The sequence below is a fragment of the Streptosporangium subroseum genome (assembly GCF_900188345.1).
GTDB classification, from domain to species: Bacteria; Actinomycetota; Actinomycetes; order Streptosporangiales; family Streptosporangiaceae; genus Streptosporangium; species Streptosporangium subroseum.
Window position 1 is genome coordinate 249,615 of the sequence record NZ_FZOD01000001.1, and the last position, 15,835, is coordinate 265,449.

Sequence of the window (15,835 nt, forward strand, 5' to 3'; positions counted from 1 at the left end):
CCGCCCCCCTCCCGAGGAACCGGAAGGCCCGTTCCGCCGGTGCGAGACGCCCGGGTGCCCGTTCCCGCCGACCGTGCGGTGAACCGGGCGGATGCGCGACGGAGCCGACGCCGACGGTCACGACCGGCTTACGATCATGACATTGTTTCCGGAATGTTGCAGAGCAGGTGTTAACGTTCACACAGGCACTGTCAGCACGCCGTTCCATGTCGATCCGCGCTGCTCGGACGTGGGAACGGACCTCCGGGCAGACGTTGGGGGAGCATTTCTCGCCAACGTTGATCTCCCAGGGGTTGACAGTCAGGCAATGCGGGCATTTGATGGCACGTCACAAAGTCATTCACGTCATCGCAAGGTTTATAAAGATCAATGTGAGCGCTAACACCATTAGGGCGGGCCTCGTAGGAGCCCACCTTCATGCCGCCGGAGGCACGGCTCGATCGAGTCGTTCCGCCTTGCGGCACCTGGACCAGAAGCGCCAGGGCAACGGCTCCGCCCCTTGTGGCTCCGGCGTGCCGCCCGAGCACCGGCTGCCCTCGGGACGCCAGGCGCTCCGGCTCTCTTTCAGCATCTCAGGAGGCAGCACGGCCCCCTCTGACGAGCATCCGGGCCTGGACTTCCCCGCCGAGCTGAACCCCCGTCACATGAAGGAGAGAACATGAAGCTAGCGAAGCTGGCCACCGCGTCGGTAGGCCTGGCTCTCGCCATGGCGATGACCGCCTGTGGCTCGAGCACCAAGACCGTCGACCAGGACGCGGCGAGTTCGGCGGCGCCGGGTGCGGCGGGTGAGGCCCTGGTCGGCGTCACCATGCCCACCAAGTCGTCCGAGCGCTGGATCCACGACGGCGACAACGTCAAGAGCGCCCTGGAGAAGCTGGGCTACAAGGTCGACCTGCAGTATGCGGAGAACGACATTCCCACGCAGGTCAACCAGATCGAGAACCAGATCACCAGGGGCGCCAAGCTTCTTGTCATCGCCTCGATCGACGGCACCGCGATCACCACTCAGCTGCAGGAAGCGGCCGACAAGAAGATCCCGGTCATCGCCTACGACCGGCTCATCCGTAACAGCCCCAACGTCGACTACTACGCCACCTTCGACAACTTCAAGGTGGGCGTGCAGCAGGCGACCTCGCTGCTGGTGGGCCTCGGGCTGAAGAAGGAGGACGGTTCCGACGGCGACGCCAAGGGCCCGTTCAACATCGAGCTCTTCGCCGGCTCGCCGGACGACAACAACGCCACCTTCTTCTTCAACGGCGCGATGGAGACCCTGAAGCCCTACATCGACAAGGGCACCCTCGTCGTCAAGAGCGGCCAGGTCGACTTCAAGACCGTCGCGATCCTGCGCTGGGACCCCGCCACCGCGCAGAAGCGCATGGAGGACGTGCTCACCAAGACCTACTCCGGCGGCGACGCCAAGGTCCAGGGCGTGCTCTCGCCGTACGACGGTCTGTCCATCGGCATCCTGTCCGCGCTGAAGAGCAACGGGTACGGCACCGCCGACCAGCCCTACCCGGTCGTCACCGGTCAGGACGCCGAGGCCGCCTCGGTTAAGTCGATCATCGCCGGTGAGCAGTTCGCCACGATCTACAAGGACACCCGCCAGCTGGCCGACGTCACGGTCAAGATGGCCGACGCCGTGCTCAAGGGCGGCAAGGCCGAGGTGAACAACACCACGGACTACGACAACGGCAGCAAGGTCGTCCCGTCGTACCTGCTCGACCCCGCGATCGTCTACAAGGACAACTACAAGCAGCTTCTGGTCGATTCGGGCTACTACACCGAGGACCAGCTCAAGTAGGAGAACCGGCGGCACGGCAAAAGGTGTCCGGTCGGCGGCGATCATCACTCGCCGCCGACCGGACATCCGGCGGATGGGGGCAACGTTGCGGAGGCGGACGGTATGACCGACCACATACTTCAAATGCGCGGGATCACCAAGACGTTCCCGGGCGTCAAGGCACTGCAGGACGTCAACCTGACGGTGCGAAAAGGCGAGATACACGCGATCTGCGGAGAGAACGGCGCCGGTAAGTCGACCCTGATGAAGGTCCTGTCGGGCGTCTACCCGCACGGTTCCTACGAGGGCGAGATCTACTTCGACGGCGAGCTGAGCCAGTTCTCCGATATCAGGCAGAGCGAGAAGCTCGGCATCGTGATCATCCACCAGGAGCTGGCGCTCAGCCCGCACCTGTCGATCGCCGAGAACATCTTCCTGGGCAACGAGAGGGCCAAGCGCGGCCTGATCGACTGGAACCGTACCAACGCCGAGGCCATGGAGCTGCTCGAACGGGTCGGGCTGCACGAGAACCCCGTGACGCGCGCGATGGACCTCGGGGTGGGCAAGCAGCAACTGGTGGAGATCGCCAAGGCGCTGTCCAAGCGGGTCCGGCTGCTCATCCTCGACGAGCCGACCGCGGCGCTCAACGACGAGGACTCGGCGCACCTGCTCAACCTGCTGCGCGGGCTGCGTGACGAGGGCATCACCTCAGTGATCATCTCGCACAAGCTGAACGAGATCCGGGCCATCGCCGACTCCACGACGATCCTGCGCGACGGCCGGACGATCGAGACCCTGGACATGAAGAACGACGCGGTCACCGAGGACCGGATCATCTCGGGCATGGTCGGCCGTGACCTCGACAACCGTTATCCGCCACACGAGCCGACGATCGGCGAGGAGGTGCTGCGGATCGAGGACTGGACCGTGCACAGCCCCTCCCAGCGCGGTCGTGTCGTCGTGTCCGGCGCCAACCTGACGCTGCGCCGCGGCGAGATCGTCGGTCTGGCGGGTCTCATGGGCGCCGGCCGTACCGAGCTGGCGATGAGCGTGTTCGGCCGCAGCTACGGAACCGACATCTCCGGCCGCGTCTACAAGAACGGGCAGGAGATCCAGCTCCGCACGGTCGGCGAGGCGATCCAGCATGGGCTGGCCTACGCCACCGAGGACCGCAAGCGGTACGGGCTCAACCTGATCGAGGACATCAAGCGCAACATCTCGGCCGCGGCGCTGGGGAAACTGGCCAAACGCGGCTGGGTCGACGACAACGAGGAATTCCGAGTCGCCAGCGACTACCGCACCGAGATGAACATCAAGGCTCCCAGCGTCCTGTCGGTCACCGGGAAGCTCAGCGGCGGCAACCAGCAGAAAGTGGTGCTGTCGAAGTGGATCTTCACTGACGCCGACGTGCTGATCCTCGACGAGCCCACGCGCGGCATCGACGTGGGCGCCAAGTACGAGATCTACGCCATCATCAACAAGCTCGCCGACCAGGGCAAAGCCGTCCTGGTCATATCCTCGGAGCTTCCCGAGCTCCTCGGTATCTGCGATCGCATCTACGCGCTGTCCGCCGGACGCGTCACCGGTGAGGTCTCAAGGGCGGACGCCACCCCGGAGCGGCTCATGCAGTTCATGACCAAGGAAAAGGAGTAATGGCACAGATGAGCAGCAGCGGTCAGGCCCCCCCTCGTGAAACCTCTCCCGCTCCCGCGAGCGGAAGCCTTCCCCCCGTTCCCGCAGCGGCGTCGGGAGGCCGTTTCTCCATCAACCTGCGGCAGAGCGGCATCTACATCGCCTTCGCGTTGATCATTGTTCTGTTCTCCGTCGTCACCGACGGTGAGCTGCTCAAGCCGCAGAACATCTCCAACATCATCGTGCAGAACTCCTACATCCTGATCCTCGCGATCGGCATGATCCTGATCATCATCGCCGGTCACATCGACCTGTCGGTGGGATCGGTGGTGGCGCTCACCGGCGCGATAGCGGCGGTGCTGATGGTCAACATGCACGTGGCGTGGCCGCTGGCGATCATCATCACGCTCGTCTCCGGCGCACTGATCGGAGCGTGGCAGGGCTACTGGGTCGCCTACTTCGGCATACCGGCGTTCATCGTGACCCTGGGCGGTCTGCTGATCTTCCGGGCCCTGACGCTGACCGTGCTCGGCAACCAGGGCATCGGCCCGTTCCCCGACGAGGTCCGCACGCTGGCCAACGGCTTCACCTCCTCCTACCTCGGCAACATCGGCCTTGGCCCGCTCGGGGGCGCCGACCTGCTGACGCTGCTCGTCGGACTGGCCGCGGTGGCCTCGATCATCGGTACGCAGTGGCGCACCCGCCAGGGGCGCATCGGCTACCGGCAGCAGGTGGACGCGCTGCCCCTGTTCATCCTCAAGATCGTCGCCGCTGTCGCGGTCGTGATGGCGGTCATCGTCCAGCTGGCCAGGTTCAAGAACCTGCCCTGGGTGCTGGTCCTCCTCGCGGTCCTCGTCCTGGCCTACACCCTGCTGACCAACCGCGCCGTCTTCGGCCGCCACATCTATGCCATCGGTGGCAACCTGAACGCCGCGAGCCTGTCCGGAATCAAGGTCAAGTCCGTCACGTTCTGGATCTTCGTCAACATGGGTGTGCTCGCCGCACTCGCTGGAGTGATCTTCGCCGGCCGGTTGAACCAGGCGGGTCCCACGGCGGGCACCAGCTTCGAGCTGGATGCCATCGCCGCCGCGTTCATCGGCGGCGCGGCCGTTCAGGGCGGTGTCGGCAAGGTGATCGGTGCCATCACCGGTGGTCTGATCATGGCTGTGATCAACAACGGCATGTCCCTCATCGGCGCGCCCAGCGAGCGGGTGCTGCTCATCAAGGGCCTGGTGCTGCTCGCCGCCGTGGCCTTCGACGTCTGGACGAAGCGCCGCGCCGGCGCGTCGACCTGAGCCGCTCCCATCCCCTCGCCGGTCTCCTTCCTGGCCTCCGCACCCCCCTGCCGGTTCTCCGCCCACCGGCTGTCCCCGCCGGTTCCCCCACCTGAGCCGCCTCGACGTCGCGGCCGCTATTCGGGCTGCCTCGACATCGCGGCCGCGTCGGACGCCCGGGGATCACCGCTCCATCGCATCCGCCCGCCCCACCCCAGGGGGAGTGAGAAACCGGCGATGGCGACCTTGCGGATCACCACCGTGAGGGCCGCCACAGCGATCGCCGTCCATGTCTGCGCCAGGGAGAGGCGGAGAAGTCCGGCCGCCAGAAGGAGGTCCAGCAACACCGCCATCGCGGTTCTGGGGCCGCCTCCGGCGAGCAGGACGGCGAGCGCGCAGACCAGTCCCGCGGCGACGATCAGGGTGACGCCCGTCTGGACGAGCTGCTCAGGCATTTTTGACACCGGACGCGGGAGGTCGGGAAGCGGCGTTCACCGTACGCCCCTCCCTCTCGATCTCCCTGCTCAGGAAGAAGTTCAGCGCCGTTCTGATGGCCGCGATCGCCGCCAGTTGCCCTATCTGCGTGAAGGTCGGCGCGATGGCCGTACGCAGCACATCGCTGGCCAGCTGGAACTCCAGGCCCAGTGCGAGAAACCGTCCCAGGAACAGGCGCACGGCGATGAAGCCGTTGTCGTCACGCCGTCGTACGGCGACCAGGAGAAAGCGCACGAAGGCCACTGCCGCGCCGCCGAAGATGACAATCGCACCGGCGGCCTCGACGAGGCGGACCAGCAGGTTGACGATCTCCCGGAGGGTTTCCTCGGGTAAGAGATCAAGCATGTGCTGCTGATTACCCCTCGGTCATCGGCCTAACCGGAGGACGTGTCGCTCCTCGGCCATCGGCCTGATCAGAGGGCGTGACGCACGCCGGCCGACCGCACCCGCCCGCCGTTCACGACCCGTCCGCGTCCGGTCGCGGCCGGCCGTGTCACCATCTGCCCTCGTCTGTCCCCGCCCCCGGCCGGCCGATCGGCCTACGATCTGATCGCCGCGCGCGCACGGGCCGCCCGCACCGCGGCGGAGAGCGTGGCGATGTCGTAGGCGCCCTGGTGCCGCCGCCCGTTGAGGAAGAACGTCGGTGTGCCCGACACGCCGCTCAGATCGGCGGAGTCCACGTCCTCGGCCACCCGGGGGGCGCCGAGATGCTCCCGCAGGTCCCGATGGAACTGCTCGACGTCGAGACCGAGAACCTCCGCGTGGCGGATCAGATCGCGCACGCTCAGCTCACCCTGGTCCTCCAGCAGCCGGTCGTGCATCTCCCAGAACGCTCCCTGCGCGGCCGCGGCCTCGACGGCCTCCGCGGCCAGTTGTGCGTTCGGATGGACGTCGTTGAGCGGCAGGTGCCGCCAGACGTAACGGACGTCGCCGAAGTCGGCGAGCAGCTCGCGGACGACGGGCTCCGCCAGGCCGCAGTAGGGACACTCGAAGTCCCCGTACTCGACCACCGTCACGAGTGCCTCCGCGGGCCCGCGCACGTGGTCGCGGCGTGAGTCGACCGGCGCGGCCAGGTCGACGAGGGACTCGGCCGTGCCGAACAGCGCGCGGATCCGGACGCGCAGCGGCAGGAACGCGGTCGCCCGGGCTACCACCCAGGTCAGGACGGACGCGCAGATCGCCGCGCTGAGCACGCCGATCTTCGCCTCCTCCAGCTCGGTACCGCTGAAGGCGATGCTCGCGACGAGCAGGGAGACGGTGAAGCCGATACCGGCGATCGTGCCGCCGCCCAGGACGGCGGCCCAGCCCACCGGCGGGCGGAGCCGGCCACGGCTCAGCCGCGTGACGAGCCACGAGACGGCGACGATCCCGACCGGTTTTCCCAGGAGGTAGCCGAACAGGATCCCGAGCGTGATCGGCGAGGTGAAGGCACGGGAGAGGAGGGCGCCGTCGATCGCGATTCCGATGTTGGAGAGCGCGAACAGCGGCACGATCACGTAGCTGGTCCACGGGTGGTAGAGCTGCTGCAACCTCTCGTTCGGCGAGATCGCCGACACGAGCCCCTGCTGGGCCGAACGCGCGAACTCCGGTGTCGGCTGCTCTCGGAACAGCCGGAACAGGCCGCTCGCGCGCTCGAGGTCGCTGCGTGCCGCCGGATACGCGAAGGTCAGCAGCCCCATCGCCAGGCCGACGACCAGCGGATCGACGCCGGATTTGAAGAGCGCCACCCACGTGGCCGCGCCGAGCAGTCCGTACACCAGTCCGGCGCGCACCCCGTTGGCGCGCACGAGCAGAGTCACTCCGAAGATCCCGCACGCGGCCACGAACGCGGGCATGGAGATGTGGCCGCTGTAGACGATCACGATGACGCCGAGCGCGACGATGTCGTCGACGACGCTGATGTTGAGCATGAAGGCGCGCAGGCGTTCGGGGAAGCGCGTCCCGACGAGTGCGAGGATCCCGAGCGCGAACGCCGTGTCCGTCGACATCGCCGCGCCCCAGCCGTGCGAGGAGGGCAGTCCGGCGTTCACCGCGAGATAGATCATGACGGGAACGATCATCCCGCCGATGCCCACCAGGAGCGGCAGCGCCATCCGCCGCCGCTCGCGCAGCTCACCCATGTCGAACTCGCGGCGCGCCTCCAGACCGATGACGAAGAAGTAGAACGTCATCAGCCCGTTGTTCATCCAGTGACGAAGGTCCTGTGACACACCCATGTCACCGACGCGGATCGAGAGCCGCGTCCCCCAGAATGCCTCATACGATGACGAGTCCGTGTTCGCCCACAGGAGCGCGAGGACCGTCGCGACGAGCAGGAGCGCGGCGCTGCCGGTCTCGGTGCGGAGGAACTCGCGCAGGGGCGTTTGGAGATTTCGTGCCCATGCGGTCCGCTCGGAAAATGATGAGCTGGAGGATTGCGGTCCCGTCATCCCGTAATTCTGTCCCACCCTGAAAAAGGGGCCGCGGTGCCCCACCGCCCATCGATGTGACGCCCACTCGGTACGGACCGGCGGCGATCGCTCCGGCCGCATCGGCGGGGCGCACCCTCTGATATGTCCTGCCGGTCCGGCGCAGGACACGTGACGCGTCTTCCGGAGGACCGGCGGCGATCACGTCGGCCGCATCGGCGGGGCACGCGCTCTCCGGCATGCCCTGGGATCCGGCGACAGACCGGACGGCGACCCACCTTACGGAGTGGCGGGTGCCCCCGTGTCCGGTCTTCGACAAGCTGGGGATCGGCTTCCGGGTCCGGCCCACCCATGTCGTTCCCGACCGTGGCCGAACCCGGAAGCCCCCGATTCGATGGCCCGTCCCAATCTCGCCGGGAAAACCGATTCCCCCCAGGAAGCGGCTATCCGATCAAGGTTCGGAGACGGGCCGTCAGATCCGGAGGACGGATCGATTCGGAGATCGTTTCCTACATCGCGAACTGGGGACGCGGAGCCGGGTCCTGATCGAGATGACGTCGATGACGACCTGGCGGATCCGTCGCGGAACGGACACTCGGAGCCGGATCCTGATCGGGATGACGTCGATGGCGACCCGAGGAATCCGTTCGCGCCTGTCGGGGCGTGGGGCCACTGCCCGGAAGTTCTTCAGCTTGTTGAGCCGTGGCCCCGCCTACCGACGCGCTCTCCTCGAACTCGGCGCCCATGCTTAGCGCCCGTGCCCGTGGTCACCGGAGTTCCCGTGGCCGGAGTCACCGTGGTGGCCCGAGTTCCCGTGGTCGCCATGGTGGCCGTGGTGTCCGGAGAAGTGCTCGTGGTCGAAGCCAAGGTGCCGGATGGAGGCAGAGGTCAAGCGCCTCCACTTACCGTGGCTCCACTGGTAGAAGTGGTGACCGTCATACCGGTAGCGGTGCCCCTGAATGGAGAGGTAAAAACTGCCGTTCCTGCTGTAGCGGCTCCACCACCGGTGTCCATCCCAGCTCCGGCTTACCACTTTTGCGACCTTTACCACCTCCTGTCGGGTGGCGACGGTGGCAGTGTGGCTGTCACTCTCGTATGTGGCCGCCGACGCCGCGCCCCCGGCCGCGAAGATGATCCCGCCTGCCACCGCGAGAGTGGCGGTAGCGGTTGCCAGACGACGCGTGATCTTGCTCATGATGGTGTTTCCCCCTGGTTGTGCACGCCGGTCCAGTGACTCCAGACGATGGGCGTGCTCTGTGTTACGTGAGTGTTAACCAGAGATGTGTCCCACTTAGTCCCATTCATCCCATGATGTGACGTTACTCACCTGAGTCCGAATCGACCCATCATCACCAGCCGCCCATCCGCCCCGGACGCCGCCTACGACCCGCTGGAAGGCACGCTGCCGCGCTCATCGCCCCGTTCGGCGTGGAAGCTCCCATGCAGCGCGAAAGGCCTCCCATACAGCGCGAAAGGCCTCTCGTCGCCCTCGCCTCGACCCGCGGGGCGCGCCCGATGGCGGGTCGTTTCCAGGCCGGATGCGTGATGTGCCGCCAAAAGGGGCAAGCGGCTAAGGACGGAAGTTCCGCACCGGGGAAGGGACTCGGGGTCATGGCCAACCGGCAGAGAGTCGTCATTGTGGGAGGGGGCTTCGCGGGTTTCAACGCCGCCAGGACCCTCTCCCGGATCGCCCGGGGCGCGGTCGAGATCGTCCTGATCAACCCGACCGACTACTTCCTCTATCTGCCGCTGCTGCCCGAGGTGGCGTCGGGGATCCTCGATCCGCGCAAGGTCGCGATCCCGCTGGCCTGCTGCTGTCCGGGGGTGCGGCACCTGCTCGCCACGGTGGACTCCGTGGACGTTCAGGGCCGGAGGGTGAAGTGCACCGACGCCGAGGGCAACCCACGCGACCTCGGCTACGACCGCCTCGTGGTCGCGGTCGGCAGCGTCAACAAGCTGCTGCCCGTCCCGGGAGTCGCCGAGTACGCGCACGGCTTCCGCAGCATCAACGAGGCGCTCTACCTGCGCGACCATCTCATCCGCCAGATCGAGCTCGCCGATGCCGACAACGCCAAGGAGCGGGAGGCGCGCTGCACGTTTGTCGTCGTGGGCGCCGGATACACCGGGACCGAGGTCGCCGCGCAGGGCCAGCTCCTGACCCTCGCCGCGAGCAAGTGCCGGCCGGGCCTGCGCGACCAGCCGATCCGCTGGCTCCTCGTCGACCTCGCTCCGCGCATCCTGCCGGAGCTGGACGAGCGCCTGTCGCGGATCGCACACCGCACCCTGGCCGAGCGCGGCATGGAGATCCGCACCGGCACCAGCGTGTCCGAGGCGACCTCCGAGGGGGTCAAGCTCTCCACCGGGGAGTTCGTGCCGACCCGCACGCTGGTCTGGTGCGTGGGCGTGCGGCCCGACCCGCTCGTGGAGTCGCTGGGACTGCCCACCGAGAAGGGACGGCTGCTGGTGGACAAATATCTCAACGTGCCCGGCCACCCGGAGATCTTCGCCTGCGGAGACGCGGCCGCGGTGCCGGATCTGACCAGGCCGGGCGAATACACCGCGATGACCGCCCAGCACGCCACCCGCCAGGGCAGGCGCGCCGCGTACAACGTCGCCGCCTCCTACGGTCACGGAGAGCGCAAGCCGTACAAGCACAGCGACCTGGGATTTGTCGTCGACCTGGGCGACGCCAAGGCCGCGGCGAACCCGCTGGGCGTGCCGCTGTCCGGCGTCGTGGCCAAGGCGGTGACCAGGGGTTACCACCTGCTGGCCATCCCCGGTGGCCGGGCGCGCATCGCCGGGAGCTGGCTGCTCGACGCGTTGCTGCCGCGGCAGACGGTGCAGCTCGGCGTGATCCGTGCCCCGGAGGTCCCCCTCAGCAGCACCTCCCCCGAGGCCTCCTCCAAGTCCCCTTCCAAGCGCTCCCCCAAGCACGCCTCCAAACACTGACGGAGCCGGCCCGGCTCTCCTCGATGCCCCGGGCCGGCGAGGAGCGCCGCGAAGACAACGGAAAGCGCGTGGCGACGGGGTCACCTCGACGCTCGACGGTTCGTGGGCGCCGTCGGCCGTGGCGTCATGGTTTCAGCTCCAGCACCAGGTTGAACGGCGTGGCGGTCGCCTTGCGCATCCGGGTGAACCCCGCCCGCGCGGCCACCTCGAACAACCGCTCCGGCCCGGCCTGGGCGCCCAGTGCCTCCGGGCCGTCCTGCGAGAGCGCGCCGGGCACGCAGATCGTGGCCGAGCCGTTGAAGAAGAGCCGGCCCACCGGATTGAGGTCGTCCGGCAGCCGGCCGTACGCGAACGGCTCGACCAGCAGCACGGTGCCGTCGGGCGCGAGAGTGGATCGGATATGCCGTAGCGCGCCCGCGGGATCTCCCATGTCGTGCAGGCAGTCAAAAAGGCACGCCAGGTCGTAGCCGGTCCCGGGGTAGTCGTCGGCGTAGGCCGTCTCGAAACTCACCCGGTCCGCCAGCCCGGCCTCTGCCGCCCGCTCGCGGGCCCGCATGATCGACTCCCCGTGGGCGTCGAAACCGGTGAAGTACGAGTTCGGGTACGCCCGCGCCAGCGCCACGGTCGAGGCGCCGTGCCCGCAGCCGACGTCGACCACCTGGGCGCCGTCGTCCAGCCGATCCTGGATTCCTTCGAGCGCGGGAATCCAGCTGGTCGAGAGGTTGGCGGTGTACCCCGGGCGGAAGAATCGCTCGGTGCCGTTGAACAACGCCCGGTCGTGATCTCCCCAGGCCAGACCACCGTCACCCCGGTACGCCTCCACGAGCTTGGCCTCGTCGCGATACACCGAAGAGATCATTTCGGCGATCCCGGTCATGAACACCGGGCTGGAGTCGTCGGCGAACACGGTGGCCTGCTCGTCGGTCAGCGTGTAGGCGCCGTCGTCGTAGGAGACGTATCCGGCGGCGGCCTGGGCCGCGAGCCATTCGGCGATGAGCCGCTCGTTGGTGCCGGTGCGCCGGGCCAGCTCACCGGCTCCGATCGGGCCCGCCCCGGCCATCGCCTTCCACAGGCCCAGCCGGTCGCCGAGCACGACCGTCGCCGCCCCGAACGCTGCCCCCATGTCGAGCACGACCTGATCCACGAACTTCTGAAGCCTGGCTTCGTCCATTGGAGCCTCCCCGCGGAAGCCGTCCCGGCAGAACCGGAGAGTCACCCCCGCGACTCCTGCACGATCGTAGCGTTGGCCCCACGAGCCTTCTCAAAACGGATATTCAACATCCCGTAACAGCTCGTCCCGGCCCGGATTCATTCCGGTCTCCGCGGCATCCGTGCGAAACGGCAGGTCGCGCCCGGTCCGCCGCGTCGCGACGTTCACCCCGCCCGGGGCATGGCGTGGAAATCCCCACGAATAGGATCGCCGGGAATGCCAGATACCGGCGACCCTGAAAGCGAGGCCAGAGCAGGTGAGTTCCCGACCGGTATCCCTCGCCGGCATGGTGCCGTCCGTCTTCCTCCCCACCCTGATCTTCGAGATCGGCATGGGCGCGATCATGCCCATGATCGCGCTGAGCGGGCTCACCCTCGGCGCCTCCATAGGAACGGCCGGTCTGCTGCTGGCGCTGCTGGGCGTGGGACAGATCCTGGGAGACGTGCCGGCCGGAGCTCTCGCGGCCCGGGTGGGAGATCGCAGGGCGATGCTCATCGCCGCCGGGATCGCCGTGGTGACGCTTCTGGGCTGCGTGATGGCCACCACACTCTGGCAGCTGGCGCTGGCCGTCACCGCCACCGGGTCGACGAACGCCGTGTTCAACCTGGCCCGGCAGTCCTACCTGACCGAGGTCATCCCCGTGGGGCTGAGGGCCAGGGCGCTGTCCACGCTCGGCGGCATGTCCCGGGTGGGGGCGTTCATCGGGCCGTTTCTCGGCGCCGTGGTGGTGTACGACCGCCCGGTGCACTACGTCTACTGGCTGGCCCTGGTCTGCGCGGTGATCGCCGGGTTGATCGTCCTGCTCGTGCCCGACGTGTCCGAACCGGCCGTGGCACGGGAGCACCGGCCCGCGCCCGTCTCCGTCCGGTCGGTGATGGTGCGGCACCGCCGGGTGTTCCTGACCCTCGGCCTGGCCGTTTTCCTCGTGGGGTCGGTGCGCGCCACCCGGCAGACGGTGCTGCCCCTGTGGGCCGAGCATCTCGGCCTGAACCCCTCCACCACGAGCATCGTCTTCGGGATCGTCGGACTCGTGGACACCCTGACCTTCTATCCCTCCGGAAAGATCATGGACTACGCGGGCAGGCTGTGGATCGCCGTCCCGTCGATGCTCGTACTCGGGCTGACCCAGGCCCTGTTGCCGCTCACACACGGGCTGGTGTCGTTCACCGTCGTCGCGATGCTCATGGGATTCGGCAACGGGATCGGCAGCGGGATCCTGATGACTCTCGGCGCGGATGTCGCGCCACCGGCGATCCGCTCGAAGTTCCTCGGGGTGTGGAGGCTCTGTGCCGACTCAGGAAGCGCCGGTGGACCGCTGATCGTCTCCGCCGCCGCCGGGCTGGGCAGCCTGGCCCTCGGCATCTCCGCCATGGGCGTGACCGGGGTGGTGGCCGCGGCCGCGCTGCTGCGCTGGGTGCCGCGGTACTCCCCGTTCGCCACCACGGGGACCCGGTCGAAAGGCTCCGCCGCGGCGAAGGACCCGGAACCCGGAGGCTCCGGCCCCGATCAGGCCGGGACCCGCGGTTCGCCGGTCACTATCCCCGAACCCGCCGACCGTGATCCTTCCCAGTCACGCTGATAATGAAGGCATTGACAACCGGCGCCCCGGGCACCGCCGGAAACGGAACGACCCGGTGTGGATACCGCGCCAGGGCGGCCGGCGGCAGCGGCGGACGCGCCGTCACCGCCTCCCCCTGACCTGCCTCCAGGTCGGCCGTACCGTGGAGTCCGCCGAGCGCGACCTCCGCAGAAAACCGCACGTCGTCTCTCCAGCGAGCGCGACCTCCATCGAAAGAAGGACTCCGTGACCACTCATCCCGCCGTCCAGCGAGCCATCGACGCCGCCAACTCCGGAGACACCGAGGGTTTCCTCGGCTCCTTCACCGACGAGGGCGCCGTCGACGACTGGGGACGGGAGTTTCGCGGGCGGGAGGCGATTCGCAGCTGGAGCGACGAGGAGTTCATCGGGGTCGACGTGAGCCTGGCCGTCACCGCGGTACGCCAGACCGGGGCCACGGTCACCGTCTCGGCCGACGTCGGCGGGCGCGGCTTCAACGGCCCCTCCGACTTCACCTTCACCGTCAGCGGCGACCGCGTCTCCCTCATGCGCATCACCGGCTGAGGCTCCCCCGGCTCCGTGCGCCGACGGACCGACACGGCGTACGGCCCGCGCACCCGGAGCGCAGAGCGGTGGCCGATCCCTCGGGCAGGACCTCCGGGGTACGGCCCGCGCGCCCCGGGGCGCAAGCCGTACCGGGGTGCGCGGGCCGCGGGAGGATCAGTTGCCGAAGGTGATCCAGTTGAGGTTGACGAAGTCGGCGGGTTGCCCGCTGGTGAAGGTGACGTAGACCGTGTGGGTCCCGGTCACCCCCGCGATGTTGGCGGGAACCGTACGCCAGCTCTGCCAGCCGCCGGTGTTGCCGAGGGCGAAGTCCCCGATCGGAGCGGCCGTCGGACTGTCGAGGCGCACCTGGACCAGCCCGCTGACCCCGCCGGCGGCTCCGGAGGCGACCCGGGCCTTGAACTGGGTCGCCGCCGCGGTGCCGAAGTTCACTCCGTCGAAGCGGAGCCAGTCACCGTTGCCGATCTGGCTGACGTTCTGCCCGCCGCCGGTGTCGGTGGTCGTCTCCACCGCCGTGCCCGCCTGCGCCTGGTACCGCTCGGCCTGGATGGTCGAGCGGGCGTCCACCCCGCCGCCCGGAGGGGGTGTCGGGGTGCTGGTGGGCAAGGTCCCGGAGCCGCTCTGCCAGACGGCCACGTAGTCCACGAGCATCGGACGCCCGGAGACCGTGGCCGCGGTCGGGGTCTGCCCGGCCAGCGCGTTGGGGAACGCACCGCCCATGGCCACGTTGAGCAGGAGGAAGTAGCCCTGGTGGCCGGTCATGGCGTTCCAGGTCCCGGCGTCGAACTGGGCCTGGCTGACGCTGTGGAACTGCTGCCCGTCGACATACCAGCGGAGCTGGTTCGGACTGATGCTGCGGTCCCATTCGAAGCGGTAGGTGTGGAACGCCGACTGGCAGGACGCACCGGGACAGGTCCTGCTGGTACCGATTCCGGTGGTCTCGTTGCAGGGACCGCCGGGGCTCACCCCGCAGTGGAGCACGCCCCAGACGGAGTTGATCCCGTTGACGTTCTCCATGATGTCGAACTCGCCGGTGCCGGGCCAGTTCCAGTAGTTGCCCCGGTACGGGGCCCCGAGCGCCCAGAACGCGGGCCAGTAACCCAGCGCGGCGCTGCCGGTGACGTTGGGCATCTGGATCCGTCCCTACTGCCCCGTTCCCGCAGGACGAGGGAGGTCGTCGGCCGCTTCGCCCCTGATCACCGGCCGTGACCGGCAACCCGACCATGCGCCCACACGACGGCGACAGGGTCCGCGTCGACGGCGGACGCGGCACCGTGGAGCCCCTGAGCGCCGCAGGCAGGCCGTCACCGGGCTGGGAACGAGGTTACGATCGCGAGCGTGACGATCCCCGTGCCCCGGCCGACCGCCCGGATTCTCCTCACCGACTCACTGGACCGCCTGCTGCTGTTTCAGGGCCGCGGTGAGGGCGAGCGCCGCGCCACGCTTGCCTGGTTCACCCCGGGGGGAGGCGTCGCGGCCGGGGAGTCTCTCCCCGTCGCGGCCTCCCGGGAGCTACGGGAGGAGACCGGGCTGGTCGTTCCCCCCGAGGACCTGGGGCCGGTGGTGGCCGTCACCACCGGGCATTGGAGAGGCGACAAAACCCTCTACCTGGCGACCGACTCGTTCTTCTTCCTCCGCGTCGACTCGGCGGAGATCGACACCTCCGGGCAGGAGGAGTTCGAGCGCGCCATGATGGTCTCCCACCGCTGGTGGACACTGCCCGAGCTGCGCACCACCAGCGAGCGGGTCACCCCGTTCAACCTCGCGGACCTGATGCGGCGTCTGCTCGGCGGGGATATTCCAGAAGAGCCGGTCACGCTCCCCTGGCACGGCGAACGGTACACCTCCCCCGAGGCCGACGCCCCCTCGCCCAGCCCCTGACCGGTTCTTCCTCCACGCCCTTGAGGAAGAACCGCTGGAACGCCACGAAAACGATCACGACCGGCGGGAAGCCGTCAGGCGTCC

Annotated in this window: 14 protein-coding genes; 8 read left to right on the forward strand and 6 right to left on the reverse strand. The window is 68.4% G+C overall.

What is annotated here, in order from left to right; translation table 11 throughout:
• Window positions 1-455: 455 nt before the first annotated feature.
• The 4 genes from CHC08_RS47935 (at window position 456) to mmsB (ending at window position 4,707) form a co-directional block, all read left to right on the forward strand.
• Window positions 456-662, forward strand: coding sequence for a hypothetical protein (locus CHC08_RS47935; protein ID WP_143653045.1), 207 nt, complete (start codon window positions 456-458; stop codon window positions 660-662).
• Window positions 659-1,801, forward strand: coding sequence for a multiple monosaccharide ABC transporter substrate-binding protein (gene chvE, locus CHC08_RS01170; protein ID WP_089205225.1), 1,143 nt, complete (start codon window positions 659-661; stop codon window positions 1,799-1,801). Before CHC08_RS47935 ends, chvE begins: the two co-directional genes overlap by 4 nt.
• A gap of 102 nt (window positions 1,802-1,903) precedes the next feature.
• On the forward strand, window positions 1,904-3,433 hold the full coding sequence (mmsA, locus tag CHC08_RS01175; protein WP_089205226.1) for a multiple monosaccharide ABC transporter ATP-binding protein: 1,530 nt from the start codon (window positions 1,904-1,906) through the stop codon (window positions 3,431-3,433).
• 8 nt (window positions 3,434-3,441) lie between these two features.
• The gene (gene mmsB / locus CHC08_RS01180; RefSeq protein WP_089205396.1) at window positions 3,442-4,707 is read left to right on the forward strand and encodes a multiple monosaccharide ABC transporter permease; all 1,266 of its coding nucleotides are present in this window, start codon (window positions 3,442-3,444) and stop codon (window positions 4,705-4,707) included.
• A gap of 116 nt (window positions 4,708-4,823) precedes the next feature.
• Here the strand turns inward: mmsB and CHC08_RS01185 are convergent, their stop codons facing one another.
• From CHC08_RS01185 to CHC08_RS01205, 4 genes are all read right to left on the reverse strand, one after another.
• Window positions 4,824-5,141: a hypothetical protein gene (locus CHC08_RS01185; RefSeq protein ID WP_089205227.1), complete on the reverse strand. Its 318-nt coding sequence runs from the start codon at window positions 5,139-5,141 to the stop codon at window positions 4,824-4,826.
• Window positions 5,134-5,526, reverse strand: coding sequence for a DUF1622 domain-containing protein (locus tag CHC08_RS01190; protein ID WP_089205228.1), 393 nt, complete (start codon window positions 5,524-5,526; stop codon window positions 5,134-5,136). The genes CHC08_RS01185 and CHC08_RS01190 overlap by 8 nt, the downstream gene beginning before the upstream one ends.
• 194 nt (window positions 5,527-5,720) lie before the next feature.
• Complete coding sequence (gene nhaA, locus CHC08_RS01195) at window positions 5,721-7,610, reverse strand: Na+/H+ antiporter NhaA (protein ID WP_089205229.1); 1,890 nt, start codon at window positions 7,608-7,610, stop codon at window positions 5,721-5,723.
• 727 nt (window positions 7,611-8,337) lie between these two features.
• Window positions 8,338-8,784 (reverse strand): hypothetical protein, encoded by a 447-nt coding sequence (locus tag CHC08_RS01205; protein WP_089205231.1) that lies wholly within the window; start codon window positions 8,782-8,784, stop codon window positions 8,338-8,340.
• Window positions 8,785-9,200: 416 nt separating this feature from the next.
• Between CHC08_RS01205 and CHC08_RS01210 the strand changes: the two genes are divergently transcribed.
• Window positions 9,201-10,538, forward strand: coding sequence for an NAD(P)/FAD-dependent oxidoreductase (locus tag CHC08_RS01210; protein WP_089205232.1), 1,338 nt, complete (start codon window positions 9,201-9,203; stop codon window positions 10,536-10,538).
• A gap of 124 nt (window positions 10,539-10,662) precedes the next feature.
• On the opposite strand, the gene CHC08_RS01215 is transcribed toward CHC08_RS01210, so the two are convergent.
• Entirely contained in the window at window positions 10,663-11,709 is a 1,047-nt protein-coding gene (locus tag CHC08_RS01215) for a class I SAM-dependent methyltransferase (protein WP_089205233.1), read from the reverse strand.
• Between the two features lie 325 nt (window positions 11,710-12,034).
• Between CHC08_RS01215 and CHC08_RS01220 the strand changes: the two genes are divergently transcribed.
• Both CHC08_RS01220 and CHC08_RS01225 read left to right on the forward strand, forming a co-directional pair.
• Complete coding sequence (locus CHC08_RS01220) at window positions 12,035-13,327, forward strand: MFS transporter (RefSeq protein WP_089205234.1); 1,293 nt, start codon at window positions 12,035-12,037, stop codon at window positions 13,325-13,327.
• Window positions 13,328-13,552: 225 nt separating this feature from the next.
• Complete coding sequence (locus CHC08_RS01225) at window positions 13,553-13,870, forward strand: nuclear transport factor 2 family protein (protein WP_089205235.1); 318 nt, start codon at window positions 13,553-13,555, stop codon at window positions 13,868-13,870.
• Between the two features lie 156 nt (window positions 13,871-14,026).
• On the opposite strand, the gene CHC08_RS01230 is transcribed toward CHC08_RS01225, so the two are convergent.
• A complete protein-coding gene (locus CHC08_RS01230; RefSeq protein ID WP_245878056.1) occupies window positions 14,027-15,001 on the reverse strand; it encodes a carbohydrate-binding protein in 975 nt (324 codons plus the stop codon).
• Window positions 15,002-15,208: 207 nt separating this feature from the next.
• Here CHC08_RS01230 and CHC08_RS01235 point away from each other — a divergent pair, with 207 nt between their 5' ends.
• A complete protein-coding gene (locus CHC08_RS01235) occupies window positions 15,209-15,751 on the forward strand; it encodes an NUDIX hydrolase (RefSeq protein WP_218825058.1) in 543 nt (180 codons plus the stop codon).
• Window positions 15,752-15,835: the final 84 nt, after the last annotated feature.

Excerpts from the sequence above, each read along its gene's own strand:
- chvE (WP_089205225.1), top strand. The coding sequence starts at position 659 with ATGAAGCTAGCGAAGCTGGCCACCGCGTCGGTAGGCCTGGCTCTCGCC.
- mmsA (WP_089205226.1), top strand. The coding sequence starts at position 1,904 with ATGACCGACCACATACTTCAAATGCGCGGGATCACCAAGACGTTCCCG.
- mmsB (WP_089205396.1), top strand. The coding sequence starts at position 3,442 with ATGAGCAGCAGCGGTCAGGCCCCCCCTCGTGAAACCTCTCCCGCTCCC.
- CHC08_RS01185 (WP_089205227.1), bottom strand. The coding sequence starts at position 5,141 with ATGCCTGAGCAGCTCGTCCAGACGGGCGTCACCCTGATCGTCGCCGCG.
- CHC08_RS01190 (WP_089205228.1), bottom strand. The coding sequence starts at position 5,526 with ATGCTTGATCTCTTACCCGAGGAAACCCTCCGGGAGATCGTCAACCTG.
- nhaA (WP_089205229.1), bottom strand. The coding sequence starts at position 7,610 with ATGACGGGACCGCAATCCTCCAGCTCATCATTTTCCGAGCGGACCGCA.
- CHC08_RS01205 (WP_089205231.1), bottom strand. The coding sequence starts at position 8,784 with ATGAGCAAGATCACGCGTCGTCTGGCAACCGCTACCGCCACTCTCGCG.
- CHC08_RS01210 (WP_089205232.1), top strand. The coding sequence starts at position 9,201 with ATGGCCAACCGGCAGAGAGTCGTCATTGTGGGAGGGGGCTTCGCGGGT.
- CHC08_RS01215 (WP_089205233.1), bottom strand. The coding sequence starts at position 11,709 with ATGGACGAAGCCAGGCTTCAGAAGTTCGTGGATCAGGTCGTGCTCGAC.
- CHC08_RS01220 (WP_089205234.1), top strand. The coding sequence starts at position 12,035 with ATGGTGCCGTCCGTCTTCCTCCCCACCCTGATCTTCGAGATCGGCATG.
- CHC08_RS01230 (WP_245878056.1), bottom strand. The coding sequence starts at position 15,001 with ATGCCCAACGTCACCGGCAGCGCCGCGCTGGGTTACTGGCCCGCGTTC.